General features: G+C 71.1%; 23 protein-coding genes. 10 read left to right on the forward strand and 13 right to left on the reverse strand.

The features are described from left to right. Positions 1-67: 67 nt before the first annotated feature. Positions 68-1,792, forward strand: a complete 1,725-nt coding sequence (metG, locus tag FJM51_RS06360; protein ID WP_140453291.1) for a methionine--tRNA ligase — start codon at positions 68-70, stop codon at positions 1,790-1,792. Between the two features lie 106 nt (positions 1,793-1,898). Continuing rightward, positions 1,899-2,444 carry a cytochrome b gene (locus FJM51_RS06365; RefSeq protein ID WP_140453292.1) on the forward strand — a complete coding sequence of 182 codons (546 nt, stop codon included), beginning with the start codon at positions 1,899-1,901 and terminating at the stop codon, positions 2,442-2,444. Positions 2,445-2,466: 22 nt separating this feature from the next. Here FJM51_RS06365 and FJM51_RS06370 read toward each other — a convergent pair whose 3' ends face one another. From FJM51_RS06370 to FJM51_RS06380, 3 genes are all read right to left on the reverse strand, one after another. Next, a complete protein-coding gene (locus tag FJM51_RS06370) occupies positions 2,467-2,658 on the reverse strand; it encodes a DUF3008 family protein (RefSeq protein ID WP_140453293.1) in 192 nt (63 codons plus the stop codon). A gap of 72 nt (positions 2,659-2,730) precedes the next feature. Further along, entirely contained in the window at positions 2,731-3,657 is a 927-nt protein-coding gene (gene argF / locus FJM51_RS06375) for an ornithine carbamoyltransferase (RefSeq protein ID WP_140453294.1), read from the reverse strand. Then, complete coding sequence (locus FJM51_RS06380) at positions 3,654-4,844, reverse strand: aspartate aminotransferase family protein (protein WP_140453295.1); 1,191 nt, start codon at positions 4,842-4,844, stop codon at positions 3,654-3,656. The genes argF and FJM51_RS06380 overlap by 4 nt, the downstream gene beginning before the upstream one ends. 243 nt (positions 4,845-5,087) lie before the next feature. Between FJM51_RS06380 and FJM51_RS06385 the strand changes: the two genes are divergently transcribed. The 3 genes from FJM51_RS06385 to FJM51_RS06395 all read left to right on the forward strand — a co-directional run bounded on the left by FJM51_RS06385 (position 5,088) and on the right by FJM51_RS06395 (position 7,611). After that, positions 5,088-5,705, forward strand: coding sequence for a GcrA family cell cycle regulator (locus FJM51_RS06385; protein WP_140453296.1), 618 nt, complete (start codon positions 5,088-5,090; stop codon positions 5,703-5,705). 71 nt (positions 5,706-5,776) lie between these two features. Further along, on the forward strand, positions 5,777-6,415 hold the full coding sequence (gene rnhB, locus FJM51_RS06390; RefSeq protein ID WP_438502748.1) for a ribonuclease HII: 639 nt from the start codon (positions 5,777-5,779) through the stop codon (positions 6,413-6,415). 89 nt (positions 6,416-6,504) lie between these two features. Next, the gene (locus FJM51_RS06395; protein ID WP_140453297.1) at positions 6,505-7,611 is read left to right on the forward strand and encodes a site-specific DNA-methyltransferase; all 1,107 of its coding nucleotides are present in this window, start codon (positions 6,505-6,507) and stop codon (positions 7,609-7,611) included. 71 nt (positions 7,612-7,682) lie between these two features. Here the strand turns inward: FJM51_RS06395 and mutY are convergent, their stop codons facing one another. After that, entirely contained in the window at positions 7,683-8,708 is a 1,026-nt protein-coding gene (gene mutY / locus FJM51_RS06400) for an A/G-specific adenine glycosylase (protein WP_140453508.1), read from the reverse strand. Positions 8,709-8,814: 106 nt separating this feature from the next. Between mutY and FJM51_RS06405 the strand changes: the two genes are divergently transcribed. Then, entirely contained in the window at positions 8,815-9,360 is a 546-nt protein-coding gene (locus tag FJM51_RS06405) for a DUF721 domain-containing protein (RefSeq protein WP_140453298.1), read from the forward strand. Positions 9,361-9,371: 11 nt separating this feature from the next. Continuing rightward, a complete protein-coding gene (locus FJM51_RS06410; RefSeq protein ID WP_233712999.1) occupies positions 9,372-10,040 on the forward strand; it encodes a DsbA family protein in 669 nt (222 codons plus the stop codon). A gap of 7 nt (positions 10,041-10,047) precedes the next feature. Here the strand turns inward: FJM51_RS06410 and FJM51_RS06415 are convergent, their stop codons facing one another. Continuing rightward, positions 10,048-10,335: an HNH endonuclease gene (locus FJM51_RS06415; protein WP_140453299.1), complete on the reverse strand. Its 288-nt coding sequence runs from the start codon at positions 10,333-10,335 to the stop codon at positions 10,048-10,050. 44 nt (positions 10,336-10,379) lie between these two features. Here FJM51_RS06415 and FJM51_RS06420 point away from each other — a divergent pair, with 44 nt between their 5' ends. Then, positions 10,380-11,579 (forward strand): TIGR03862 family flavoprotein, encoded by a 1,200-nt coding sequence (locus FJM51_RS06420; RefSeq protein ID WP_140453300.1) that lies wholly within the window; start codon positions 10,380-10,382, stop codon positions 11,577-11,579. A gap of 11 nt (positions 11,580-11,590) precedes the next feature. Here the strand turns inward: FJM51_RS06420 and FJM51_RS06425 are convergent, their stop codons facing one another. The 5 genes from FJM51_RS06425 to FJM51_RS06445 all read right to left on the reverse strand — a co-directional run bounded on the left by FJM51_RS06425 (position 11,591) and on the right by FJM51_RS06445 (position 16,529). Further along, entirely contained in the window at positions 11,591-11,818 is a 228-nt protein-coding gene (locus tag FJM51_RS06425; RefSeq protein WP_140453301.1) for a hypothetical protein, read from the reverse strand. Positions 11,819-11,950: 132 nt separating this feature from the next. Then, positions 11,951-12,970, reverse strand: coding sequence for a DNA polymerase III subunit delta (locus FJM51_RS06430; protein ID WP_140453302.1), 1,020 nt, complete (start codon positions 12,968-12,970; stop codon positions 11,951-11,953). Continuing rightward, entirely contained in the window at positions 12,967-13,476 is a 510-nt protein-coding gene (lptE, locus tag FJM51_RS06435; protein ID WP_140453303.1) for an LPS assembly lipoprotein LptE, read from the reverse strand. The genes FJM51_RS06430 and lptE overlap by 4 nt, the downstream gene beginning before the upstream one ends. Then, positions 13,463-16,021, reverse strand: coding sequence for a leucine--tRNA ligase (leuS, locus tag FJM51_RS06440; protein ID WP_140453304.1), 2,559 nt, complete (start codon positions 16,019-16,021; stop codon positions 13,463-13,465). Before leuS ends, lptE begins: the two co-directional genes overlap by 14 nt. A gap of 40 nt (positions 16,022-16,061) precedes the next feature. Further along, complete coding sequence (locus tag FJM51_RS06445; RefSeq protein ID WP_233713020.1) at positions 16,062-16,529, reverse strand: DUF3576 domain-containing protein; 468 nt, start codon at positions 16,527-16,529, stop codon at positions 16,062-16,064. A gap of 303 nt (positions 16,530-16,832) precedes the next feature. Here FJM51_RS06445 and FJM51_RS06450 point away from each other — a divergent pair, with 303 nt between their 5' ends. Then, positions 16,833-17,873 (forward strand): porin, encoded by a 1,041-nt coding sequence (locus tag FJM51_RS06450; RefSeq protein ID WP_140453306.1) that lies wholly within the window; start codon positions 16,833-16,835, stop codon positions 17,871-17,873. Between the two features lie 150 nt (positions 17,874-18,023). Beyond that, complete coding sequence (locus FJM51_RS06455) at positions 18,024-18,683, forward strand: YggS family pyridoxal phosphate-dependent enzyme (RefSeq protein WP_140453307.1); 660 nt, start codon at positions 18,024-18,026, stop codon at positions 18,681-18,683. Here FJM51_RS06455 and FJM51_RS06460 read toward each other — a convergent pair. From FJM51_RS06460 to FJM51_RS06470, 3 genes are read right to left on the reverse strand one after another with little or no spacing between them, the layout of a single operon-like run. Further along, positions 18,668-19,120, reverse strand: coding sequence for a very short patch repair endonuclease (locus FJM51_RS06460; protein WP_267901382.1), 453 nt, complete (start codon positions 19,118-19,120; stop codon positions 18,668-18,670). The genes FJM51_RS06455 and FJM51_RS06460 overlap by 16 nt on opposite strands. After that, positions 19,117-20,010 (reverse strand): GIY-YIG nuclease family protein, encoded by an 894-nt coding sequence (locus FJM51_RS06465; RefSeq protein WP_140453308.1) that lies wholly within the window; start codon positions 20,008-20,010, stop codon positions 19,117-19,119. Before FJM51_RS06465 ends, FJM51_RS06460 begins: the two co-directional genes overlap by 4 nt. Continuing rightward, entirely contained in the window at positions 20,010-21,167 is a 1,158-nt protein-coding gene (locus FJM51_RS06470) for a DNA cytosine methyltransferase (protein WP_233713001.1), read from the reverse strand. The genes FJM51_RS06465 and FJM51_RS06470 overlap by 1 nt, the downstream gene beginning before the upstream one ends. Positions 21,168-21,179 lie beyond the last annotated feature (12 nt).

A 21,179-nucleotide genomic window follows, 5' to 3' on the forward strand; every position in this document is an offset into this window, starting at 1 on the left:
CCAATCCGCTCTGGTCCGCCGGGGCGGATTACCTTAATTCGACGCCTGTCGTCAGCGAGAGATCACCATGGCCCGCATACTCGTCACCTCGGCCCTGCCCTATATCAACGGCGTCAAGCATCTCGGCAACCTGGTCGGCAGCCAGCTGCCGGCGGATGTCTATGCGCGCTACATGCGCGGCCGGGGCCACGAGGTCATGTTCATCTGCGCGACCGACGAGCACGGGACGCCGGCCGAACTCGCCGCCGCCAAGGCGGGCGAGCCGGTCGCGGACTACTGCGCGCGGATGTGGCAGGTGCAGAAGGACCTCGCGGACGGGTTCCGCCTCTCCTTCGACCATTTCGGCCGCTCGTCGAGCGCGCGCAACCATCGGCTGACGCAGCACATGGCGGGCCGCCTCGCCGACGCCGGGCTGATCGAGGAGGTCTCGGAGCGGCAGGTCTATTCGATCGACGACGGGCGCTTCCTGCCCGACCGCTACATCGAGGGCACCTGCCCGAACTGCGGCTATCCGCGCGCGCGCGGCGACCAGTGCGAGAACTGCACCAAGCAGCTCGACCCGACCGATCTCATCGAGCCGCGCTCCGCGATCTCGGGCTCCACCAATCTCGAAGTCCGCGAGACCAAGCATCTCTACCTCCGCCAGAGCCTCCTGCGCGACCGGCTGCGGGAGTGGATCGATTCCAAGACCGACTGGCCGGTCCTGACCACCTCGATCGCGCACAAGTGGCTCGACGACGGCGAAGGGCTGCAGGATCGGGGCATCACGCGGGATCTCGACTGGGGCATTCCGGTGAAGCGCGGCAACGTGATCTGGCCCGGCATGGCGGACAAGGTGTTCTACGTCTGGTTCGACGCGCCGATCGAGTATATCGCGGCGACCGCCGAATGGGCCGATGCGAACGGGCTCGACGACGAGGCCTGGGAGCGCTGGTGGCGCGAGGATCTCGGCGCGGAGGACGTGCGCTACGTCGAATTCATGGGCAAGGACAACGTGCCCTTCCACACGCTCTCCTTCCCCGCGACGATCCTCGGCGCGAATTACGACGGGGCGGAGCCCTGGAAGCTCGTCGACTACATCAAGAGCTTCAACTACCTCAACTACGACGGCGGCAAGTTCTCGACCAGCCAGGGCCGCGGCATCTTCATGGACCAGGCGCTGGACATCTTCCCCTCCGACTACTGGCGCTGGTGGCTGATGTCGAACGTGCCCGAGGGATCGGACGCGAATTTCACCTGGGACAGCTTCCAGGGCGGGGTGAACAAGGATCTCGCGGACGTGCTCGGCAATTTCGTGAGCCGGGTGACGAAATTCGCCCGCTCCCGCTTCGGCGAGACCATCCCCGCGGGCGGCGACTACGGGCCGGAGGAGGCGACCGTGGTCGCGGAGCTCGCGCGGCGGCTCGCGGCCTATGAGGCGGCGATGGAGGCGATCGAGCTGCGCAAGGCGGCGCAGGAACTGCGCGGGCTCTGGGTGACGGGCAACGAATACCTGCAATCCGCCGCGCCCTGGGCGGCGTTCAAGACCGATCCCGACCGGGCCGCGGCGATCACCCGCTTCGCCTTCAACCTGATCCGGCTCTACGCCGTGCTGAGCCGCCCGTTCCTGCCCGACACGTCGGAGAAAATGCTGGCCGCGCTCTTCAATCCCGATGCGAGCTGGCCCGGGACGCTCGCCGAGACGCTCGGGACGCTCGCGGGCGGGCATCCCTTCACGGTGCCCGACGTGCTCTTCGCCAAGGTCGAGGATGCGCGGCGCGAGGAACTCGAGGCCCGGTTCGCCGGCGCCTAGCCCCGCGACGGAACGCCGCGCCAACGGCTTCGTGAAGCCGGTCCGGCGACGGATCGGCCTATGCCATCCGTTCCAGTGTGCGTTGCAACATGGCGGGAGTCGCGAGATGGCAGTCGGATTGAAGGATACCCCGGAACGTTACGGGCGCGTCAGCAGGGCGCTGCACTGGAGCATGGCGGCGCTGATCCTCTGGCAGTTCCTCGGCGTCGCCGCGGAAAGCATCGCGGAGAAGAGCGCGCTGGCGGATGCCTTCAAGACCACGCATTCGCCCTTCGGCGCGCTGATCTTCGTCCTCCTGCTCGCGCGGGGCGGCTGGGCGCTCCTCAGCCGGAGCCTCCGGCGCCCGCACGGCACCGACCTGCTCGGGCGGGCGGCGCGGGCCGGGCACCTCGCCCTCTACGCGCTGATGGCGATCGTCCCCGCGCTCGCGCTCCTGCGCGCCTATGGCTCGGGGCGGGGGCTGAACGCCTTCGGCCTCTGGCAGGTCATCCCCTCGACCGGGACGCGGATCGACTGGATGGTGGCGCCGGCGAGCGCGCTGCACGGGCCGCTCGCCTGGGCGCTGCTGGTCCTCGTCGGCGGCCATGTCGCGATGGCGATCTTCCACGACGCGGTCCTGCGCGACCGCACCATCGCGCGGATGGCGGGGTAGCGGGATCCGGCCTCGCGGGGGGTCACTTCTTCTCGGCGACGTGCTCGGGCTTGCCCTCGCGCTTCGTCGAGGCGAAATCCTCGAGCTGGTCCTCGCTCATCGAGTCGTACATCTCGTGCGAGGCGCCCTTGAGGTCGGAGACCCTGGTATCGCCGCGCTTGGCCGAGAGGGCGGCGCCGGCCGCCTTCTGCTGGGCCTTGGACTTGGCTGGCATGGTGAATTCCTCCATTGCGCGTCGGAGGAAGAACGCGGGGGGCGGGCGGCCGTTCCGCCCGGCCCGCGCGGCTCAGACGCCGAGGCACCAGCGCATGATCGCCTTCTGCGCGTGCAGCCGGTTCTCCGCCTCGTCGAAGACGACCGAATTCGGCCCGTCCATCACCTTGTTCGTCACCTCTTCGGAGCGGTGCGCCGGCAGGCAGTGCATGAAGAGCGTGTCGGGCCGGGCCGCGTCCATCAGGTTCTGGTTCACCTGATAGGGGCGCAGCAGCTTGTAGCGCCGCTCCCGCGCGCTCTGGGCGTCGTGCATCGAGAGCCAGGTATCGGTGACGATCAGATCGGCGCCCCTGACCGCGCGGGCGGGGTCGCGCTCGATCTCCACCTTCACGCCCTTGCCGCGCGCGAAGTCGGCCGCGGCCGGGGCGGGATCGAATTCCCGCGGCCCGGCGAAGGTGAGGTCGAAGCCGAACTGGCCGGCCGCGTGCAGGAAGGAGGCGCAGACGTTGTTGCCGTCGCCGACCCAGACGACCTTGCGCCCCGCGATCGGGCCGCGATGCTCCTCGTAGGTCATCACGTCGGCCATGATCTGGCAGGGATGGCTCGCGTCGGTCAGTCCGTTGATGACCGGCACCGTCGCGTTCTCCGCCAGTTCGAGCAGCGTCGTCTCCTCGAAGGTGCGGATCATGATCAGGTCGACGAAGCGCGAGAGCACGCGGGCGGTGTCGGCGATGGTCTCGCCATGGCCGAGCTGCATCTCGCCGCCGGAGAGCACCAGCGTCTCGCCCCCCATCTGCCGCGCGCCGACGTCGAAGCTGACGCGGGTCCGGGTCGAGGGCTTCTCGAAGATGAGCGCGACGACGCGGCCCGCGAGCGGCTGCTCCGCGTCGGGCCGGCCCTTCGGCGCCTCGCCGCGCGCGCTCTTCATCGCGCGCGCGAGATCGAGGATCCCCCGCAGATCCTCCGCGGGGGTGGTGTGCAGGTCGAGGAAATGCCTCATGACGCGGCCGCCTTCGCGCTCTCGAGCGCCACCGCCGCCGCGTCGAGGCGGCGCAGCCCCTCGTCGATCTCGGCGTCGGAGATGTTGAGGGGCGGCAGCAGCCGCACGACATTGTCGGCGCCCGCGACGGTCAGCACCTTCTCGGCGTAGCCCGCCTTCACCACCTCGGCGTTCACCGCGCGGCACTTGATCCCGAGCATCAGCCCTTCGCCCCGGACGGAGTCGAAGATGTCCGGATGCGCGGCGACGAGCCCTTCGAGCCCCTGGCGCAGCCGTCCGGCGGCGCGGTTCACCCCGGCGAGGAATTCCTCCTCCGCGACGATGTCCATCACCGCGTTGCCGATCGCGCAGGCGAGCGGGTTGCCGCCATAGGTCGAGCCATGCGTGCCGAGCCCCATGCCGGAAGCCGCCTTCTCGGTCGCGAGGCAGGCGCCGAGCGGGAAGCCGCCACCGATCCCCTTCGCCACCGTCATGATGTCGGGCGTGATGCCCGCCCATTCGTGGTGGAAGAGCTTGCCGGTCCGGCCCATGCCGCACTGGATCTCGTCGAGGATCAGCAGGAGCCCGTGTTCGTCGCAGAGCGCGCGGAGCGCGCGCAGATCCTCGCGCGAGGCCGGGCGGATGCCGCCCTCGCCCTGCACCGGCTCGATCAGGATCGCGCAGGTCTCCGGCCCGATGGCTGCCCTGACCGCGTCGAGATCGAGGAAGGGCACCACGTCGAAACCGGGCAGGACCGGGCCGAAGCCCTTGACCATCTTCTCCGCGCCCGAGGCCGCGATCGCCGCGCTCGAGCGGCCGTGGAACGAGCCCTCGAAGGTGATGATCCGGTAGCGCTCGGGCTCGCCCTTCTCCGAGAAATGCTTGCGCGCCATCTTGACCGCGCATTCGATCGTCTCGGTGCCCGAATTGGTCACGAAGACGGTGTCGGCGAAGGTATGGGCAACCAGCCGCTCGGCGAGCGCCTCCTGGTTCGGGATCCGGTAAAGGTTCGACGTGTGCCAGAGACGTCGCCCCTGCTCCTCCAGCGCACGCACGAGGGCGGGATGCGCGTGGCCGAGGACGGTGACGGCGATGCCGGCGCCCAGGTCCAGATAGCGCTCCCCGCTTTCCTCGATCAGCCAGGATCCCTCTCCTTCGACGAAGGACATGGGAGCCCGCGCGTAAGTCGGCAGGACGGGCGAGATCATGGGGTCGAACTCCCGAAACGGTGGCCGCGGAAATGCGATTGCCCCGCGGGCGGCCTGGAACGCGGGGCGCGAGGGCGCTCTTCTGGCCCGAAGCGGCCGGCCGAGTCAACTCGCGGGACACGCCGCGGGCCGGTTCGACGCCGGTCTCCCTTGTAACCGCGGCGCCGGTGACTAGAATAGAGGCCAAGTTGGAGGCCCCCGGCCATCACCCCGTCAAACGAGTCTTGCCTGGAGATCCGGCCTATGTCCTGGACCGACGAACGTGTGGAAATGCTCAAGGTCATGTGGTCCGAGGGCAAGAGCGCGAGCCAGATCGCCAAGGAACTGGGCGGGGTGACGCGCAACGCGGTGATCGGGAAGGTGCATCGCCTGGGCCTGTCGAACCGCGGCCCGGGTTCGGAACATCCCGACGAGGACACGGCCGCCGCCGAGGCCGCCGCCCCGATGGAACAGGCCGCGCCGCCGGCCGAGGAGGAACAGGAAGTGCCAGAGCCGTCCCGGCCCGCCGCGCCCCCCGCGGCGGCCGCCCCGCGCCCGCCCGTCAAGGAAGCGGCCGCGCCCGTCCCGACGCAGCGCCCGAAGCCCGTCATGGGCCAGCCGCTGCCGCCGCAGCCCGCGCAGAACGAGATCAGCCCCGAGGCGCTCGCCAATCTCGCCGAGGTGGCGAAGAAGGCGCGCAAGCTCTCGCTGATGCAGCTGACCGAGCGGACCTGCAAATGGCCGGTCGGCGATCCGGCGACCGATGATTTCTGGTTCTGCGGCCTGCCGTCGCAGCCCGGCAAGCCCTATTGCGAGACGCATGTCGCGGTCGCCTTCCAGCCCATGTCGGCCCGCCGCGACCGCCGCGCCGGCGGCCGCTGAGGACCGCGCGACCGGCCCTCTCCGTGCGTGCCCGCTCCGACACCATCGCCGCCCCGGCCGAGGCCGGAGCGATGCCCGTCGCCCCCGCGCCGGCCGTCCGCCCCCTTCCCGATCTCAGCCACGAGATGAGCTGCGCCGCGCCGGTCTGCGGCGTGGACGAGGTCGGCCGCGGGCCCTGGGCCGGCCCGGTGGTCGCCGCGGCCGTGATCCTCGACGTGACCGCGATCCCCGCCGGACTCGACGACAGCAAGCGCCTGCCCGCGGCGCGGCGCGCGGCGCTCCATGACGAGCTCATCGTGAGCGCCCGCTGGGGCGTCGGCATCGCGAGCGTCGCGGAGATCGACGAGATCAACATCCTCCAGGCGAGCTTCCTCGCGATGCGCCGCGCGCTCGCGGCGCTCGGCACGCCGCCCGCCGTCGCGCTGATCGACGGCAAGCATCTGCCCCCCGGCCTGCCCTGCGAGGGACGCGCGATCGTCGGGGGCGACGGGCGCGCGCTCTCGATCGCCGCGGCCTCGGTGATCGCCAAGGTCACCCGCGACCGGATGATGACCGAACTCGCCCGCGACTTCCCCGGCTACGGCTGGGAGAGCAACATGGGCTATGGCACCAGGGCGCACCAATCCGGGCTGGCGCGCCTCGGAATTACCCCACATCATCGGCGCTCCTTCCGGCCGATACACAACATCTTGTGTGGAAAAAATAGTTAAGTCCTTGATTCACTTTCGACTTTGACGCCGAATCACTTTTGACTCATGTTAGCCGCCTGAAGCGGTTAACATGACGAGACAAGAACACAATGGCGCGAGTGAAAACCGTGACCCAACCGACCGGCCTGAGCCTGAACACGATCATCGCCGGGGATTGCGTCGCGGCGATGAACGCGCTGCCGGAGGCGAGCGTCGATCTGATCTTCGCCGATCCTCCCTACAACCTCCAGCTTCGCGGCGACCTCCACCGGCCGGACAATTCCAAGGTCGACGCGGTGGACGACGAGTGGGACCGCTTCGCCTCCTTCGCCTCCTATGACGAATTCTCGCGCGCCTGGCTCGCCGCCGCGCGCCGGCTGCTGAAGCCCGACGGGGCGATCTGGGTGATCGGCTCCTATCACAACATCTACCGCGTCGGCGCGAACCTGCAGGACGCGGGCTTCTGGATTCTCAACGACGTCGTCTGGCGCAAGTCGAACCCGATGCCGAATTTCCGCGGCAAGCGGCTCACCAACGCGCATGAGACGATGATCTGGGCGGCGAAGTCGGACCAGTCGAAATACACGTTCAATTACGAGGCGATGAAGGCGCTGAACGACGGGGTGCAGATGCGCTCCGACTGGGTGATCCCGCTCTGCACCGGGGGCGAGCGGCTCCGGACGGCGGATGGCGAGAAGGCGCATCCGACGCAGAAGCCGGAGGCGCTGCTCCACCGGGTGCTGGTCGCCTCGACCAATCCCGGCGACATCGTGCTCGATCCGTTCTTCGGCACCGGCACCACCGGCGCGGTCGCGAAGCGGCTCGGCCGGCACTATGTCGGGATCGAGCGCGATCCGGCCTACCGCGCCGCCGCCCAGGCGCGGATCGCGCGCGTCCGCGCGCTCGACGCGGAGGCCGCCGCGGTGACGCCGAGGAAGCGCGCCGAGCCCCGCGTCGCCTTCGGCCAGCTCGTCGAGCGCGGGATGCTCGCGCCCGGCGAGATGCTGCATTCGCTGAACGGCCGGCGGGAGGCGAAGATCCGCGCCGACGGGACGCTGGTCTCCCACGACGTGCGCGGCTCGATCCACCAGGTCGGCGCCGCGCTCGAGGGCGCGCCCTCCTGCAACGGCTGGACCTACTGGCATTTCAAGAAGGACGGGATCTTCATCCCGATCGACGTGCTCCGCCAGCAGATCCGGGCGGAACTCACGGATTAAGGGGGGCGCGGAGGGGGCGGCGGACCGAGGTCCGCCCTACGGGCGCGACGGCTTCCGTTCATTCCTCGCCCCTACCCCATCGCCCCGAGGCCCAGCGCGAGCGCCTTGCGCATCACCGTCGGCATCGCCTCGGCGAGGCCGTCGCGCGGGCGGAAATCGCCCGGCGTGACGGCCGGCACCCGCGCGCCCATGAGCCGCAGGCGCAGGTGGAAATGGGTGAAGGTGTGACGCGCCTCCACCCCGAGGTCGCGCCAGTCGGCCGCGAAGGGCGGCGCGGCCACCGCCTCCGCCCCCCAGGCGCCGCCGGGCAGGCCGAGCATGCCCCCGAGCAGCCCCTTCTCCGGCCGCCGCTCCACCAGCACCGTGCCATCGGGGCGGAGCGCGAGATAGGCGATGCCGAGCCGGGTCGGCTTCGCGGCCTTCGCGGCCTTGCGCGGCAGTTCGGCGGCGATCCCGAGCGCGCGGGCCGCGCAATCCGCGCGCCAGGGGCAGAGGCCGCAGGCGGGCGCGCGCGGGGTACAGATCGTGGCGCCGAGATCCATGATCGCCTGCGCGTAGTCGCCCGGCCTCTCGCGCGGCGTGATCTCCGCCGCGAGCGCGCGCAGCCGCTCCTTCGCGCCGGGCAGCGGTTCCTCCACCGCGCGGAGCCGGGCGATCACCCGCTCGACATTGCCGTCGAGCACCGTCGCGGGCCGGTCGAAGGCGATCGCGGCGATCGCGGCGGCGGTATAGGGACCGACGCCGGGCAGCGCGCGCAGCGCCGCCTCGGTCTCCGGGAAGCGCCCGTCGAGTTCCTGCGCCACCACGCGGGCGCATCTGAGCAGGTTGCGCGCGCGCGCGTAATAGCCGAGCCCGGCCCAGGCGGCCATCACCTCCGCGTCCGGGGCGGCGGCGAGATCGGAAACCCTCGGCCAGCGGGCGACGAAACGCTCGAAATAGCCCTTCACCGCGGCGACCGTCGTCTGCTGCAGCATCACCTCGGAGAGCCAGACGTGATAGGGATCGGGCCGCGCCCCGCGCAGCCGCTCCGCCGGGGGCACGCGCCAGGGCATCGCGCGCGCCATCCGGTCGTACCAGCCGAGGAGTTCCGCCGCCATCACCGCCCCGGATCGCCCGCCCGCGTCGCCGTCCAACAGATCCCCTCCTGACAAGCGCCCGCGCCCGCGCTAGCCTCGCCGCCTTCGCCTCGTGACGGAAGCTGGCATGGCCGGGAAAACAGACAAGCGCAACCCCCCGGGCCGGGCCGGGGGCGGCGGCCCCGCCGAACGCCGCGGCCGCGGCTTCACGCGCGCGGGCGGGCTCATCGACGCGCAGATGGGCCGCGTCACGGCGCGGCGCGGGTATCTCGAGGCGCGGCTGGCGGCGCTCTGGCCCGAGATCGCGGGGCCCGAGATCGCCCGGGTGACGCGGCCGGTGAAGCTGACGCTCGCGCGCGGTCCCGCCGGGGGGGCGCTCAGCCTCGCGGTGCTCGGCGCGCTGGCGCCGCAGGTGCAGATGATGGCGCCCGCGATCATCGAGCGGGTGAACGCGGCGCTCGGCCCCGGCACGGTGCGCCGGATCACGCTGACCCAGTCGCCCCGCGCCTTCGCCGGGGCCGCCGCGCCGCCCCCCGCCCCGCCGGCGCCGCCGGCGCGCGTGCCGGTCGAGGCGGTGCCGGAGGAAATCTCAAGTATTGGTGATGACGATCTGCGGCGGGCATTGGAGACATTGGCGCGCAATGTGCTATCCCGGAAGCCCGATTTTTCCTGATGGATCCGACCATGACCCTGACCCTGTCCCGCCGCGCGATGCTCATGTCCGGACTGGCCGCCGGCCTCGCCGTGCCCGCCCTCTCCCTCGCGCAATCGGGCGACGGTCAGGCACCCGCCGAGGCGCCGGCCGGGGGAACGCCGGCTGTCCAGGACATGACGATGGGCGAGGCGGACGCGCCGATCACCATGGTCGAATATGCGATGTTCACCTGCCCGCATTGCGCGGATTTCGTGAAGGAGGTCTTTCCGAAGATCAAGGAGAACTACATCGACACCGGCAAGGTCCGGCTGGTGTTCCGCGAAGTCTATTTCAACGCGCCGAGCCTCTGGGCGGCGATCATCGCCCGCTGCGCGCCCGCGGACCGCTATTTCGGCATAGCCGACCTGCTGTTCTCGACCCAGGCGGGATGGCTCAACTCGACCGACGGGCCGACGATCATGAAGAACCTCTACGGCATCGGCCGGCAGGCGGGCCTCACCGACGCGCAGATGGATGCCTGCCGCCAGGACACCGCCTTCGCCGAGGCGCTGGTCGCGAACTACCAGAAGCACCAGGCCGAGGACGGGATCGACGCGACGCCGACCTTCATCATCAACGGCGAGAAGGTCGAGAACGCGCCTTACGAGGTGTTCCAACAGAAGTTCGACGCGATCCTCGCCGCCAAGGGCTCGAACTGAGCGGGGCTCAGCGCGGCCGGCGCGCGGTCGGGGCGTGAAAGGCCGGGGGCTTGCCCCGGATCCAGGCGCGGAAGCGGGCGAGGTCGGGATGGGCGCGCAGCGCCGCGACGGTCGCGTAATTCCGCGCGAGTTCTCCCTCGCTCAGCGTCGCATGAATCGTGTTGTGGCAGATCTGGTGAAGGAGCACCGTGGGCCCGCGCTTGCCGCCCTTGAGACGGGGCACGAGGTGATGGATGCTCTGGCGCGCCTCGGGCGGAATCGGCCGGTCGCAGAGCGGGCAGATCGGATGCTCCATCGCCGCAGGATGCGCCGGGCCGGAGCCGGGGCCAAGGGGGCGGAATGAGCGCGGAGGAGGTCGAGGCGCTGGTGATCGGCGGCGGACCCGCGGGGCTGATGGCCGCGGAGATGCTGGCCGGCGCAGGGGCGTCGGTGCTCGTGACCGAGGCGAAACCCTCGCTCGGGCGCAAGCTCCTGATGGCGGGGAAGTCCGGGCTGAACCTGACGAAGGACGAGCCGGCGGCGGCATTCCTCGCGGCCTACGGGCCGGAAGGCGCCTGGCTCGCGCCGTTTCTCGCCGAATTCGGCCCCGGCGAAGTGATGGACTGGGCGCGGGGACTCGACCAGCCGGTCTTTACCGGAACCTCCGGCCGGGTCTTTCCCGAGGCGATGAAGGCCTCGCCACTGCTGCGCGCCTGGGTGGCGCGGCTCTCCGGGCTCGGCGTCGGCTGGCGGATGCGCTGGCGTTTCACCGGCTGGGAGGGGGAGGCCGCGACCTTCGAGACGCCCGGGGGACCGCGCGCCCTGCGCGCCGGGGCGACGGTGCTCGCGCTCGGCGGCGCCTCCTGGTCGCGCCTCGGCTCGGACGGCGCCTGGGCGCCGGTGCTGGCGGGCGAAGGCGTACCCCTTACCCCCTTCGCACCTTCGAACACCGGCTTCCGGATCGCATGGTCCGAGGCGATGGCGCGGCATTTCGGCGCCGCGATCAAGCCCGCCCGGCTTCGCGCGGGCGGGTCGGAGTCGCGGGGCGAGATCGTGCTGACGGCGACGGGGATCGAGGGCGGCGGCGTCTACGCGCTCGGGCCGGCGCTCCGCGCGGGGGCGGAGGCGCGGCTCGATCTGGTGCCGGATCTCCCCGAGGAAGTGGCGCGGGCGCGGCTGGCGCGGCCACGCGGCGGGGCGAGCCTCTCGAACCACCTGCGCAAGACCCTGCGCCTGCCGCCGCAGAAGATCGCGCTGCTGCGCGAATGCGCGCCGGAGGCGCTCGACGATCCGGCCGCGCTCGCCGCGGCGGTCAAGGCGCTCCCGCTCCGCCTCGACGGGCCGGGTCCGCTCGACGCGGCGATCTCGACGGCGGGGGGCGTCGCCCCGGCCGCGCTCGACGCCGATCTGATGCTCCGCGCGCGGCCCGGCGTGTTCTGCGCCGGCGAAATGCTCGACTGGGACGCGCCGACCGGCGGCTATCTGCTGACCGCCTGCCTCGCGACCGGACGCCACGCCGGCCGCGCGGCGGCGCGCCGGCTGGGTCGCGCGGCCGGCTGAGCCGGGGCGGTTCAGAGTTCGCGCAGCGCGGCCCGGACCTCGAGCCGGCTCACGCCGATGTCGCGCAGCACGCTGTCCTCGCAGGTCAGGAGCATCCGGTACTGTTGACGTGTCCGCGCGATCGCCTGGCGCCGGGCCATCGCGGCCCGGGCGCGCCGCGCGAGTTCGGCCAGGAAGCCGCGAAGGTCGTAGCCGTGGCGGGCCTCGGGCCGTTCATGCATTTCGATGAAAACGCTCATCTCTTTATCCCCTGTTGCAATCTGTCCCCCCGAACGGATCGGGTGCGGAGAGGTTTAACGGGTGAGTCGTGACGGCGCCGTGAGCGGGGCGTGACGCGATCGCGTGACACGTGGCCCCGTGAGGAAAGGCGGTCAGGGCCGCCGCAGCATCGCGATCCGGATGAAGAGCCGCTCGACCAGCGCCGCCGCCGGGACCGGACGGGAGGAGCGCAGGTCGAGCTCGGTATCGACGATCCAGCCGAGGGCGCGTTCCAGCCGGTCCGGCCCGAGCGCGGTCGCCTGCCGCGCCATCCGCGCCCGCCGCGGCCCGAAGACCGGCGGACGCGCGCGGGAGAGCGCCGCCTCCGCCCCTTCGGGCGCGATGGCGGCGGCGTGGAGCGCGCGGAAATGCCGCGCGGCGGCGATGGTGAGGCCCGTCGCGCCGGTCTGCCCGGCGAGCCGCCGGATCTCGCGCGCGACTTCGGTGGCGCGTCCCTCGGCCACGTGATGCATCAGCGTGTCGAGATCCGCGTCCTGGCCGCGCGGCGCCAGCGCCGCGACCTCCTCGGGCGAGAGCGGCGCCGGATCGCCCTGCTTGTAGAGGGCGAGCGCGATCAGGAATTGCGCGAATTCGCCCGGCTCGAGCCCCCGACCCAGCGCCTCGAGATCGGCGAGCGCCTCGGGGGCGACCGAGGCGACGCCCTGTTTCGCGAGATCGGCGCCGATCTCGGCGCGGCCCGGCGGATCGGCGTAGAGGCCGATCGCGACCGCCTTCGGGGCTTTCTCGAAGAGCTTGCGGAGCGCGCTCGACGCGTTGAGCTGGCCCGCGGTCACGAGCAGGCGCGCGTCGCCCGGCCGCCAGTCGTCGAGCGCGGCGGCGAAAAGCGGCGCGAGCCCGTCGCCCGCCTCCTCGACTAGCACGAGCCGGGGACCGGGGAAGAAGCCGATCGCCTTCACCGCGTCGGCGAGCGCGGCCGGGTCGCGGCGCAGATCGGCGCCGCCGATCCGCGTCAGCCGCATCTCCTCCGCGCCCGCCGGCCCGATCATCGCGGGGACGAGCGCGGCGCGGCGCAGCGCGACGAGCGAGGAATCGGGACCGTGGAGCAGCGCGCCCGCGCCCTTCGGATCCGGCGCGTCGAGATAGCGCGCGGCGTCGCGGCCGGCGAGCTTCATTGCCCGCGCTGGCCGGCGGTGACCGCGAGTTCCATCACGATCTGATCGGCCAGCGTGCGGGCGAGCCGCACCTGGGCGTCGCGCGCGGCGACGAGGCTGGCGAAGGCCGAGGAATTGTCGCCCTCCGGCGCGCTGTAGGCGGTCGAGGAGGTGACGGTTCCCGAGAAGACCGGCGCCCCGCCCCCGAGCGGCAGCACGTCGTAGCGCGCCACCCCTGTCACGTCGTAGCGGGTCGTGTAATCCTGCTGCGTCAGCGCCGAGCCCTGGCTCCGCAGGTCGAGCGCGACCCTCAGCCGGTAGCGCGGCTGGTCCGGCTGGCCGAGCCGCGCGAGAAGCTGCTCGCGCATGTCGAAGCCGGGCTGGCCGTCCGGGGTTTCGAGCATGAACTGGCCCCGCATCCCGGCCGCCGGCGAACCCTCGCCATAGAGCGGGCGGAAGCCGCAGCCCGCGAGCGCGAGGCCCGCGAGGCAGAGGGCGAGGAAGCCCCGGCGGTCAGAGCACCACATTCACGATCCGGTCGGGCACGACGATCAGCTTCTTCGGCGTCGCGCCGTTCAGCGCGCGCCGCACGGCGGCGTCGGCCAGAACCAGCGCCTCGATCGTCGCCTTGTCGGTCCCGCTCGGCACCGCGATCTCGGCGCGGCGCTTGCCGTTGACCTGCACCGGCAGCGTCACCTTCGCCTCGACGAGCAGCGCGGGATCGGCCTCGGGCCAGGGCGCGCGGGCGATCAGCCCCTCGCCGCCCAGCATCTCCCACATCGCCTCGGCGAGATGCGGCGTCATCGGACGCTGCAGCAGCGCGAGCGCGCGGGCGCCCTCGCGCCGGGCCGCGACGAGACCCGGCGCGTCGCCGGCGGGTTTCGCGAGCAGGCTCGTGAGTTCGTAGAGCTTCGCGATCGCCTTGTTGAAGGCGAAACCCTCGATCCCCTCGGTCACGTCGCGGATCGCGCGGTGGACGGCGGAGCGGAGCTTCGACGCCTCGTCGCTCTCGCCCGCCGGGCCCTCGGGCGCCTGGGCGATCTCGGAGACGACGCGGTGGACGCGGGCGAGATGGCGCGAGGCGGCCTCCGCGCCCGAGGCGGTCCATTCGACGTCGCGCTCCGGCGGGCTGTCGGAGAGCACGAACCAGCGCGCGGTATCGGCGCCGTACTGGGCGATGATCGCCTCGGGATCGACGGTGTTCTTCTTCGATTTCGACATCTTCGTCGAAGGCCCCACGATGATCGGGGTGCCGTCGGCGAGCCGGGCGCCGCCCTCGTCGCGGATCACCTCGGAAGGCTCGCGCCAGACCAGCCGGCCGCCCTCCCCTTCCGTCGCATAGGTCTCGTGCGTCACCATCCCTTGCGTGAAGAGCGCGCTGAACGGCTCGGCGGCGGAGGCGGGCAGGTGGCCGGTCTCGCGCATCGCGCGGGCGAAGAAGCGCGAATAGAGCAGATGCAGGATCGCGTGCTCGACGCCGCCGATGTACTGGTCGACGTTCATCCAGTACTCCGCGTCCTCCATCGAGGTCGGCGTCGCCGCGTGTGGCGCGGTGAAGCGGGCGTAGTACCAGGAGGAATCGACGAAGGTGTCCATCGTGTCGGTCTCGCGCCGCGCGGGCGCGCCGCAGGCGGGACAGGGAGTGTCCTTCCAGCTCGGATGATGGTCGAGCGGGTTGCCCGGCTTCTCGAAGGTCACGTCCTCGGGCAGCCGGACCGGCAGGTTCTCCTTGCGCTCCGGCACAACGCCGCACTTCTCGCAGTGCACCATCGGGATCGGGCAGCCCCAGTAACGCTGGCGGCTGACGCCCCAGTCGCGCAGGCGGTACTTGGTCTCGCCCCGGCCGTGGCCCTCGGCCTCGATCTTCGCGATCACGGCGGCCTTGGCGTCCTCGACCTCCATCCCGTCGAGGAAGCCCGAGTTCACGAGCCGCCCGGGCCCGGTATAGGCCTCGGTCCCGACCTCGAAATCCGCGCCCTCCGGGCTCACTACCACGGTGACCGGCAGGCCGTACTTCCGCGCGAAATCGAGATCGCGCTGGTCATGCGCCGGGCAGCCGAAGATCGCGCCCGTACCGTAGTCCATCAGAATGAAGTTCGCGATGTAGACCGGCAGTTTCCACGCCGGATCAAAGGGATGCGTGACCGTGATCCCGGTGTCGAATCCCTTCTTCTCGGCGGTCTCCAGCTCCTCCTCGGAGGTGCCCATCCGCCGGCATTCCGCGACGAAGGCGGCGACCTCGGGATCGCCCTCCAGCGCCTTCGCCAGCGGATGGTCGGGCGAGATCGCGGCGAAGCTCGCGCCATAGAGCGTGTCGGGACGGGTCGTGTAGACCTCGAGTTCCCCGAACCCCTCGGGCGCGCCGGTCGTGGCGAAGCGGAACTGCAGCCCCCGGCTCTTGCCGATCCAGTTGCGCTGCATGATCCGGACCTTCTCCGGCCAGCCGGTCAGCCCGTCGATCGCCTCGAGGAGCTCCTCGGAATAGTCCGAGATCCGGAAGAACCACTGCGTGAGTTCGCGCCGCTCGACCGGGGCGCCGGAGCGCCAGCCCTTGCCGTCGATCACCTGCTCGTTCGCGAGAACCGTCATGTCCACGGGGTCCCAGTTCACCACCGCCGACTTGCGGGTGACGAGGCCCTTTTCGTACATGTCGAGAAACAACGCCTGCTGCTGGCCGTAATACTCCGGGTCGCAGGTCGCGAATTCGCGGCTCCAGTCGATCGAGAGGCCGAGAGGCCGGAGCTGCGCCCGCATCGCGTCGATGTTCTGGTAGGTCCAGGCGCCGGGATGGACGCGCTTCTCCATCGCCGCGTTCTCGGCGGGCATGCCGAAGGCGTCCCAGCCCATCGGATGCAGCACGTTGAATCCGCGCGCGGACTTGTAGCGCGCCACCACGTCGCCCATCGTGTAGTTGCGCACGTGGCCCATGTGGATGCGCCCCGAGGGATAGGGGAACATCTCGAGCACGTAGTACTTCGGCCGGCTCGGGTCGCGCGTCGCGCGGAACACTTCCGCCTCGGCCCAGGCGGCCTGCCATTTCGATTCGATCTCGCTCGCGACATACCGCGACATGGGCTCAATCCCGTTCTGCGTGGCCGCGCGCGGCGCGGCGTTACTGCGAGCCGGCGATGCGGATCTGACGCGCGCGGGTCAGGATCGCGTCCTCCAGCCGGCGGTTGTCTTCCTCGGTCACCGGCACCGCCCGCCCGCCGACCTGCCGGAAGGCCGCGACCTTCAGCGAGCGCGCGTCGAGCGCGGGCGAGGTCACGTAGACCGTCGCCTTGAACGGCGTCGGATCGCCGGCGATCCGGCCCCAGCCGGTGATGATGATGCCCGAGAACGGATCGACGCTCTCGAGCGGCAGGAAGGACAGCGTGTCGAGCGAAGCCTGCCAGATCTCGCCGCTGACCGGGACGCCGGCCCGGGGGCGCGAACTGTTCCGGAACAGGTCGAAGATCGACTCGTCGGGGATCTCGTACTCCGCCTTGCGGGTCTGTTCCGCGCGGCGGCCCTGCTCGGCCGGGTCGCCGCAGGCGACGAGCGCGGCGCAGCCGGCGAGGAGGAACCAGAAGGGGCGCATTCGGACCACGTGGCCTTCCAAAGCTGAGGAATTTCAGAGCGGCTATGTAAAGGCTCGGCCGGCCGCCGGCAAGCTATAACCCCCCGCGCCGGAGCCGCGCGCCGGACCGCGCCGGAAGGGCCCAGGAAGCAACGGGCGATGGCCTTCGTTTACTGTGGCAAGAGTGCATCAATCCCAAGGCCTTCATGGAAGCCTTCCTGTACTTTGCTTGACCCTCCGGCGAGCTTTGAGCGAAACAAATCGTACCTGATCCGGGCACTCCGGGTTTGAGATGGGTTTCGATCTTAAGGACAAGAGGAAACAATGAAAAAGGTTCTCTTCGCCTCGTCCGCTCTCGCCGCTCTGGCGATCGGTGGCGCGGCGTCCGCTCAGGGCATCTCCCTGTTCGGTACCGCTCGCCTGGGTCTCGGCTACGGCATCAACAACGACGGCACCGTCGACCGCGACGCCGACGGCTCGCCGACCGATGACATGCACGCCGTTTCCCGCGTCCGTTTCGGCGTCAACATGACCGGCGAAACCAACTCGGGCATCACCTTCGGTGCGACGATCCGCGCGGACAACGCGATCGGCGGCAACGGCGGCGCCGAGAACCACATCGGCCAGACCGCCGGTGAGGTCTTCGTGTCGGGCAGCTTCGGCACCCTGACCTACGGCGACACCAACGCGGCCGACGAGCAGTGGGTCGGCGACCTGATCGGCGACTACTCGCTGACCGGTCTCGGTGACCTCGACGAAACCGTCTTCCTCTCGAACGGCGGCGGCTTCGGCAACGACAACACCAACGACTTCTTCTCGGATCCGGAAGCGCGTCCGACCGTCCGTTACGACTTCGAGATCGCCGGCTTCGGCCTCTCGCTGTCGGCCAACAAGGACCTGAACTCCTACGGCGTCGGCGGCGGCTATGCCGGCAACTTCGGCGGCGGCACCTTCAACATCGGCCTCGGCTACTACGACTACACCGAGTTCGACATCATCTCCGGCACCACGATCGACACGGTCCCGGGCGGCAAGCAGTACTCGGCGGTCATCGGCGGCACCTTCGGTGACTACGGCGCCAACGTGATCTACGACAACGCCGACTCCGACGGCGCGGACTTCTCGACCCTCGGCATCGGCCTGACCGCCGGCTTCGGCGACTTCGACCTCGGCGCCTGGTACCGCCAGGTGATCGACGCCGGCGGCGCGCTGGACGGTTGGGACGGCGCCGACGCCTACGCCTTCACCGGCCAGTACGACCTCGGTGGCGGCGCGACCGTCAACGGTGGTGTCGAGTGGACCTACGACACCGACGACATCGAAGGCGCGACCGTCGCGGACTTCGGTATCTCGATGGCCTTCTGATCCTCTACGGGACAGTGAGCATGGAAAGGCGGGCAAAAGCCCGCCTTTCTTTTTTGGTTCGGGGCCTTGCCCGGGACCGCGCTTTCCCGGTTTGACACGGCGGGGCCCGTGACTATTCTGCCGCCTCCCTGTCGTTTCGGAGGCTCGACCATGTCACTCGCGGAAATCCGGGATCGGGTCGCGCGTGCCCTGGAGCGCGCGGGGCGGGCGCCGGATTCGGTCACGCTCATCGCCGTCTCGAAGACCCAGCCACTCGACCGCGTGACCGACGCGCTCGACCAGGGCCAGCGCGTCTTCGGCGAGAACCGGGTGCAGGAGGCGGCCGGCAAGTGGCCGGCGCTGCGCGAGCGCTACGGGCCGGTGGACCTGCACCTGCTCGGACCGTTGCAGAGCAACAAGATCGGCAAGGCCTTCGAGCTCTTCGACGCGATCCACAGCCTCGACCGCGAGAAGCTCGCCTCCCGGCTGGCCGCGGCGGCGCAGGAGGCCGGGCGCTGCCCGGAACTCTTCGTCCAGGTCAATACCGGGCGCGAGCCGCAGAAGGCCGGGCTCGATCCCGACGCGGTGGACGCCTTCCTCTCCGCCTGCCGCGAGGTCTACGATCTGCCGGTCGCGGGCCTCATGGTGATCCCGCCCTTCGACGCCGATCCCGCGCCGCATTTCGCGATGCTGCGCGCGATGGCGGAGCGCAACGGGATCGCCGGGCTCTCGATGGGCATGAGCGACGATTTCGAGATCGCCATCGCCGAGGGTGCGACCCATGTCCGGGTCGGCTCGGCGATCTTCGGCGCGCGTCAGCTCCGGACCTGAGCCCCGGGCGGGCCGAGGAAGGCGCGGAGCCGCTCCACGAGCGCCTCGCGCCGCCGGGGCGTCGTCTCGCATTCCCAGACCGTCAGTACGCGCCAGCCCCGGGCCTCCAGCGCCGCGCGGGCGGCGCCGTCGCGCGCGACATTGGCCTCGAGCTTCGGGATCCAGAATTCCGGCCGCGATTTCGGCAGCCGGGAGCGCCAGCAGCCGGGATCCGGATGGCGGTGCCAGAAGCAGCCGTGGACGAAGACGACGGCGCGCCGCCCCGGAAAGACCAGATCCGGCACGCCGGGCAGGTCGCGGCGATGCAGCCGGAAGCGGTAGCCCATCGCATGCGCGAGGCGGCGCACGCGCAGCTCGGGCTTCGTGTCCTTGCCCTTCACCAGCGCCATCTGCGCGGAGCGCGCGGGATCGACGGCGGCGGAGGCTTCCGCGGTCACCCCGCCCGGCGCAGCGCCTCCACCTGGGCGCGGTAGTCCCGGGTCTCGCGGTAGAGGATCACCCGGCTCGGCAGCACCGTCACCTGCCAGCCCCCCGGCAGCGCGCCGAGGATCAGCGTGAAGAGGTCGCGCACCGTCACCGGTCCCTCCGGAACCGTGATCGTCCGGAACATCATGTCGCGATGCCCGCCGCGCCATGCCCCCCTCCCCGTGCCATCGGATTCGTAGCGCAGCAGATAGGGCAGACCGGCCTTCAGGGCCATCACCGCCTCGAGCACGTCATGCGTGCCGGGCGGCAGCAGGGTGACCTCGCGGTCGATGTCGATCGGGAAGTCGCTGTCGAAGGGCGCGGGCTTCTGGTCCTCGCGATTGCGGCCGGGATCGTTGGAGCCGAAGCCCGAGAAGTTCCAGGCCGGGCGCTGGCCTTCGAGCCGGGTGAATTCCTCGATCAGCATGGTCTCGAGGTCGAAGGTGGAGAAGACGAAGATCCGCGCCGCCTTGAAGGTGATCCGGCGGGGGTCGAGGCCGCGGCGATGCCGGACGCTGCGCGCGTGCCGGCTCAGCCTTTCGCGGAAGCCGGCCTGGGCGTCGGTCTTGCCGACATAGACCAGCGTGCCGTCGAGATAGAGCAGATAGGCGCCCTGCGCCCCCTCCGGGATGCGCGCCACCGCCTCGGCGGAGAGCGGCTCGGCGGGGAGCGCGGCGAAGAAGGCGGGAAGCTGGTCGCGCATCACCCGCGGGATGTCGAGTTCGAACTCGCCATAGCCGACCGGCGTGCCCGGAGGATGCGCCGCCGGTGGACGCCCGGCCGGCGAAGGCCCCTGCCCGGCGCGGCCGGTCCCGGCGTCGGTCGCTCCGCCGAGGAATCCGGCGTCCCGGTCCTCGGGCATCACGCGGCGCGGCGCCGGCCCGCCCCCGGCGCGGTCCTGTCGAGCGTCGCGCCGAGCGCGCGGGCCGCCGCCTCGGCCAGCTGGGTCGGGACGGCGTTGCCGAGCTGGCGCATGTTCTCCGACCAGGAGCCGATGAATTCGTAGTCGTCCGGCAGGCCCTGAAGCCGCGCGGCCTCCCGCACCGTCAGGTAGCGCACCGAGCCATCGGGCAGCGCCAGCATGTTCTCGCCGCCCGGTACGCCGTGGACGCCCGCCTTCAGCGCCTTCGCCGGCTGGTCGAGCGGGCTTCCGGTATGGCCGGGATAGGCGCGCGCCCCCGGCTGGGCGACATGGTTCGCGAGCGCGCCGGTCCCGGGCGCGCCGAGGCCCGCGAGCGCGTCGCGCACCGTGCGCCAGGGCAGCGTCTCCGGGCGGACGCCGGCGGCGGCCAGACGCCGCGCCAGGCCCGCGTCCTGCGCCGGCGGCGCCGCCGGCCGCGCGATCCCGTGCCGCGCCCAGTATTCGCCCGTGACCCACTGCTCCCAGACCAGCCGCTCGCGCGAATGGGTCGGTTCGAGTTCCGGCGGCGCGAGGCCGAGGTCGGCGCGGAGGCCCATCAGGATCACCCGGTGCCGCTTCTGCGCCGCGCCGAAATCGGCCGCGTTCACCGAATGCACCCCGACGCGGTATTCCGGCGCGCCCCTGAGCCGCGCCCGATGCGCGAGCCGCGATTCGCCATCGCGCAGCGCCTTCGACGGTTGGCCCAGCGCCTTCAGGATCCAGTCGAGATATTCGGCGAAGGCGGGCCGGGTCAGGCCGCGCACATTCTCGAAGAGGAAGGCGCGGGGCCGGGTCTCGCGCACCGCGCGCACCGCCTCGGGCCACATGTCGCGCCGGTCGTCCTGGCCGCGATGCTTGCCGCCGATCGAGAAGGGCTGGCAGGGCGGCCCGCCCGCGACGAGATCGAGCCCCGCGTGGCCGGTCCAGTCCACGCCGCGCACATCGCCCTGATCGAGCGGCCAGTCGCGCACGTGGTCGAGGCCCCGGTCGCGGTTGTGGCGCACGTTCTCGACCGAATGGCGGTCCCATTCAACCATGCGCGCGGCCGCGAACCCCGCGCGGGAAAGACCCAACGCCAGACCGCCGCAGCCTGTGAACAACTCGACGCTCGACCTCACCGCGACGCCCTT

The organism is Amaricoccus solimangrovi (assembly GCF_006385685.1).
In the GTDB taxonomy this organism is placed as follows: domain Bacteria; phylum Pseudomonadota; class Alphaproteobacteria; order Rhodobacterales; family Rhodobacteraceae; genus Amaricoccus; species Amaricoccus solimangrovi.

Excerpts from the sequence above, each read along its gene's own strand:
- metG (WP_140453291.1), top strand. The coding sequence starts at position 68 with ATGGCCCGCATACTCGTCACCTCGGCCCTGCCCTATATCAACGGCGTC.
- FJM51_RS06365 (WP_140453292.1), top strand. The coding sequence starts at position 1,899 with ATGGCAGTCGGATTGAAGGATACCCCGGAACGTTACGGGCGCGTCAGC.
- FJM51_RS06370 (WP_140453293.1), bottom strand. The coding sequence starts at position 2,658 with ATGCCAGCCAAGTCCAAGGCCCAGCAGAAGGCGGCCGGCGCCGCCCTC.
- argF (WP_140453294.1), bottom strand. The coding sequence starts at position 3,657 with ATGAGGCATTTCCTCGACCTGCACACCACCCCCGCGGAGGATCTGCGG.
- FJM51_RS06380 (WP_140453295.1), bottom strand. The coding sequence starts at position 4,844 with ATGATCTCGCCCGTCCTGCCGACTTACGCGCGGGCTCCCATGTCCTTC.
- FJM51_RS06385 (WP_140453296.1), top strand. The coding sequence starts at position 5,088 with ATGTCCTGGACCGACGAACGTGTGGAAATGCTCAAGGTCATGTGGTCC.
- rnhB (WP_438502748.1), top strand. The coding sequence starts at position 5,777 with ATGCCCGTCGCCCCCGCGCCGGCCGTCCGCCCCCTTCCCGATCTCAGC.
- FJM51_RS06395 (WP_140453297.1), top strand. The coding sequence starts at position 6,505 with ATGGCGCGAGTGAAAACCGTGACCCAACCGACCGGCCTGAGCCTGAAC.
- mutY (WP_140453508.1), bottom strand. The coding sequence starts at position 8,708 with ATGGCGGCGGAACTCCTCGGCTGGTACGACCGGATGGCGCGCGCGATG.
- FJM51_RS06405 (WP_140453298.1), top strand. The coding sequence starts at position 8,815 with ATGGCCGGGAAAACAGACAAGCGCAACCCCCCGGGCCGGGCCGGGGGC.
- FJM51_RS06410 (WP_233712999.1), top strand. The coding sequence starts at position 9,372 with ATGACCCTGACCCTGTCCCGCCGCGCGATGCTCATGTCCGGACTGGCC.
- FJM51_RS06415 (WP_140453299.1), bottom strand. The coding sequence starts at position 10,335 with ATGGAGCATCCGATCTGCCCGCTCTGCGACCGGCCGATTCCGCCCGAG.
- FJM51_RS06420 (WP_140453300.1), top strand. The coding sequence starts at position 10,380 with ATGAGCGCGGAGGAGGTCGAGGCGCTGGTGATCGGCGGCGGACCCGCG.
- FJM51_RS06425 (WP_140453301.1), bottom strand. The coding sequence starts at position 11,818 with ATGAGCGTTTTCATCGAAATGCATGAACGGCCCGAGGCCCGCCACGGC.
- FJM51_RS06430 (WP_140453302.1), bottom strand. The coding sequence starts at position 12,970 with ATGAAGCTCGCCGGCCGCGACGCCGCGCGCTATCTCGACGCGCCGGAT.
- lptE (WP_140453303.1), bottom strand. The coding sequence starts at position 13,476 with ATGTGGTGCTCTGACCGCCGGGGCTTCCTCGCCCTCTGCCTCGCGGGC.
- leuS (WP_140453304.1), bottom strand. The coding sequence starts at position 16,021 with ATGTCGCGGTATGTCGCGAGCGAGATCGAATCGAAATGGCAGGCCGCC.
- FJM51_RS06445 (WP_233713020.1), bottom strand. The coding sequence starts at position 16,529 with ATGCGCCCCTTCTGGTTCCTCCTCGCCGGCTGCGCCGCGCTCGTCGCC.
- FJM51_RS06450 (WP_140453306.1), top strand. The coding sequence starts at position 16,833 with ATGAAAAAGGTTCTCTTCGCCTCGTCCGCTCTCGCCGCTCTGGCGATC.
- FJM51_RS06455 (WP_140453307.1), top strand. The coding sequence starts at position 18,024 with ATGTCACTCGCGGAAATCCGGGATCGGGTCGCGCGTGCCCTGGAGCGC.
- FJM51_RS06465 (WP_140453308.1), bottom strand. The coding sequence starts at position 20,010 with ATGCCCGAGGACCGGGACGCCGGATTCCTCGGCGGAGCGACCGACGCC.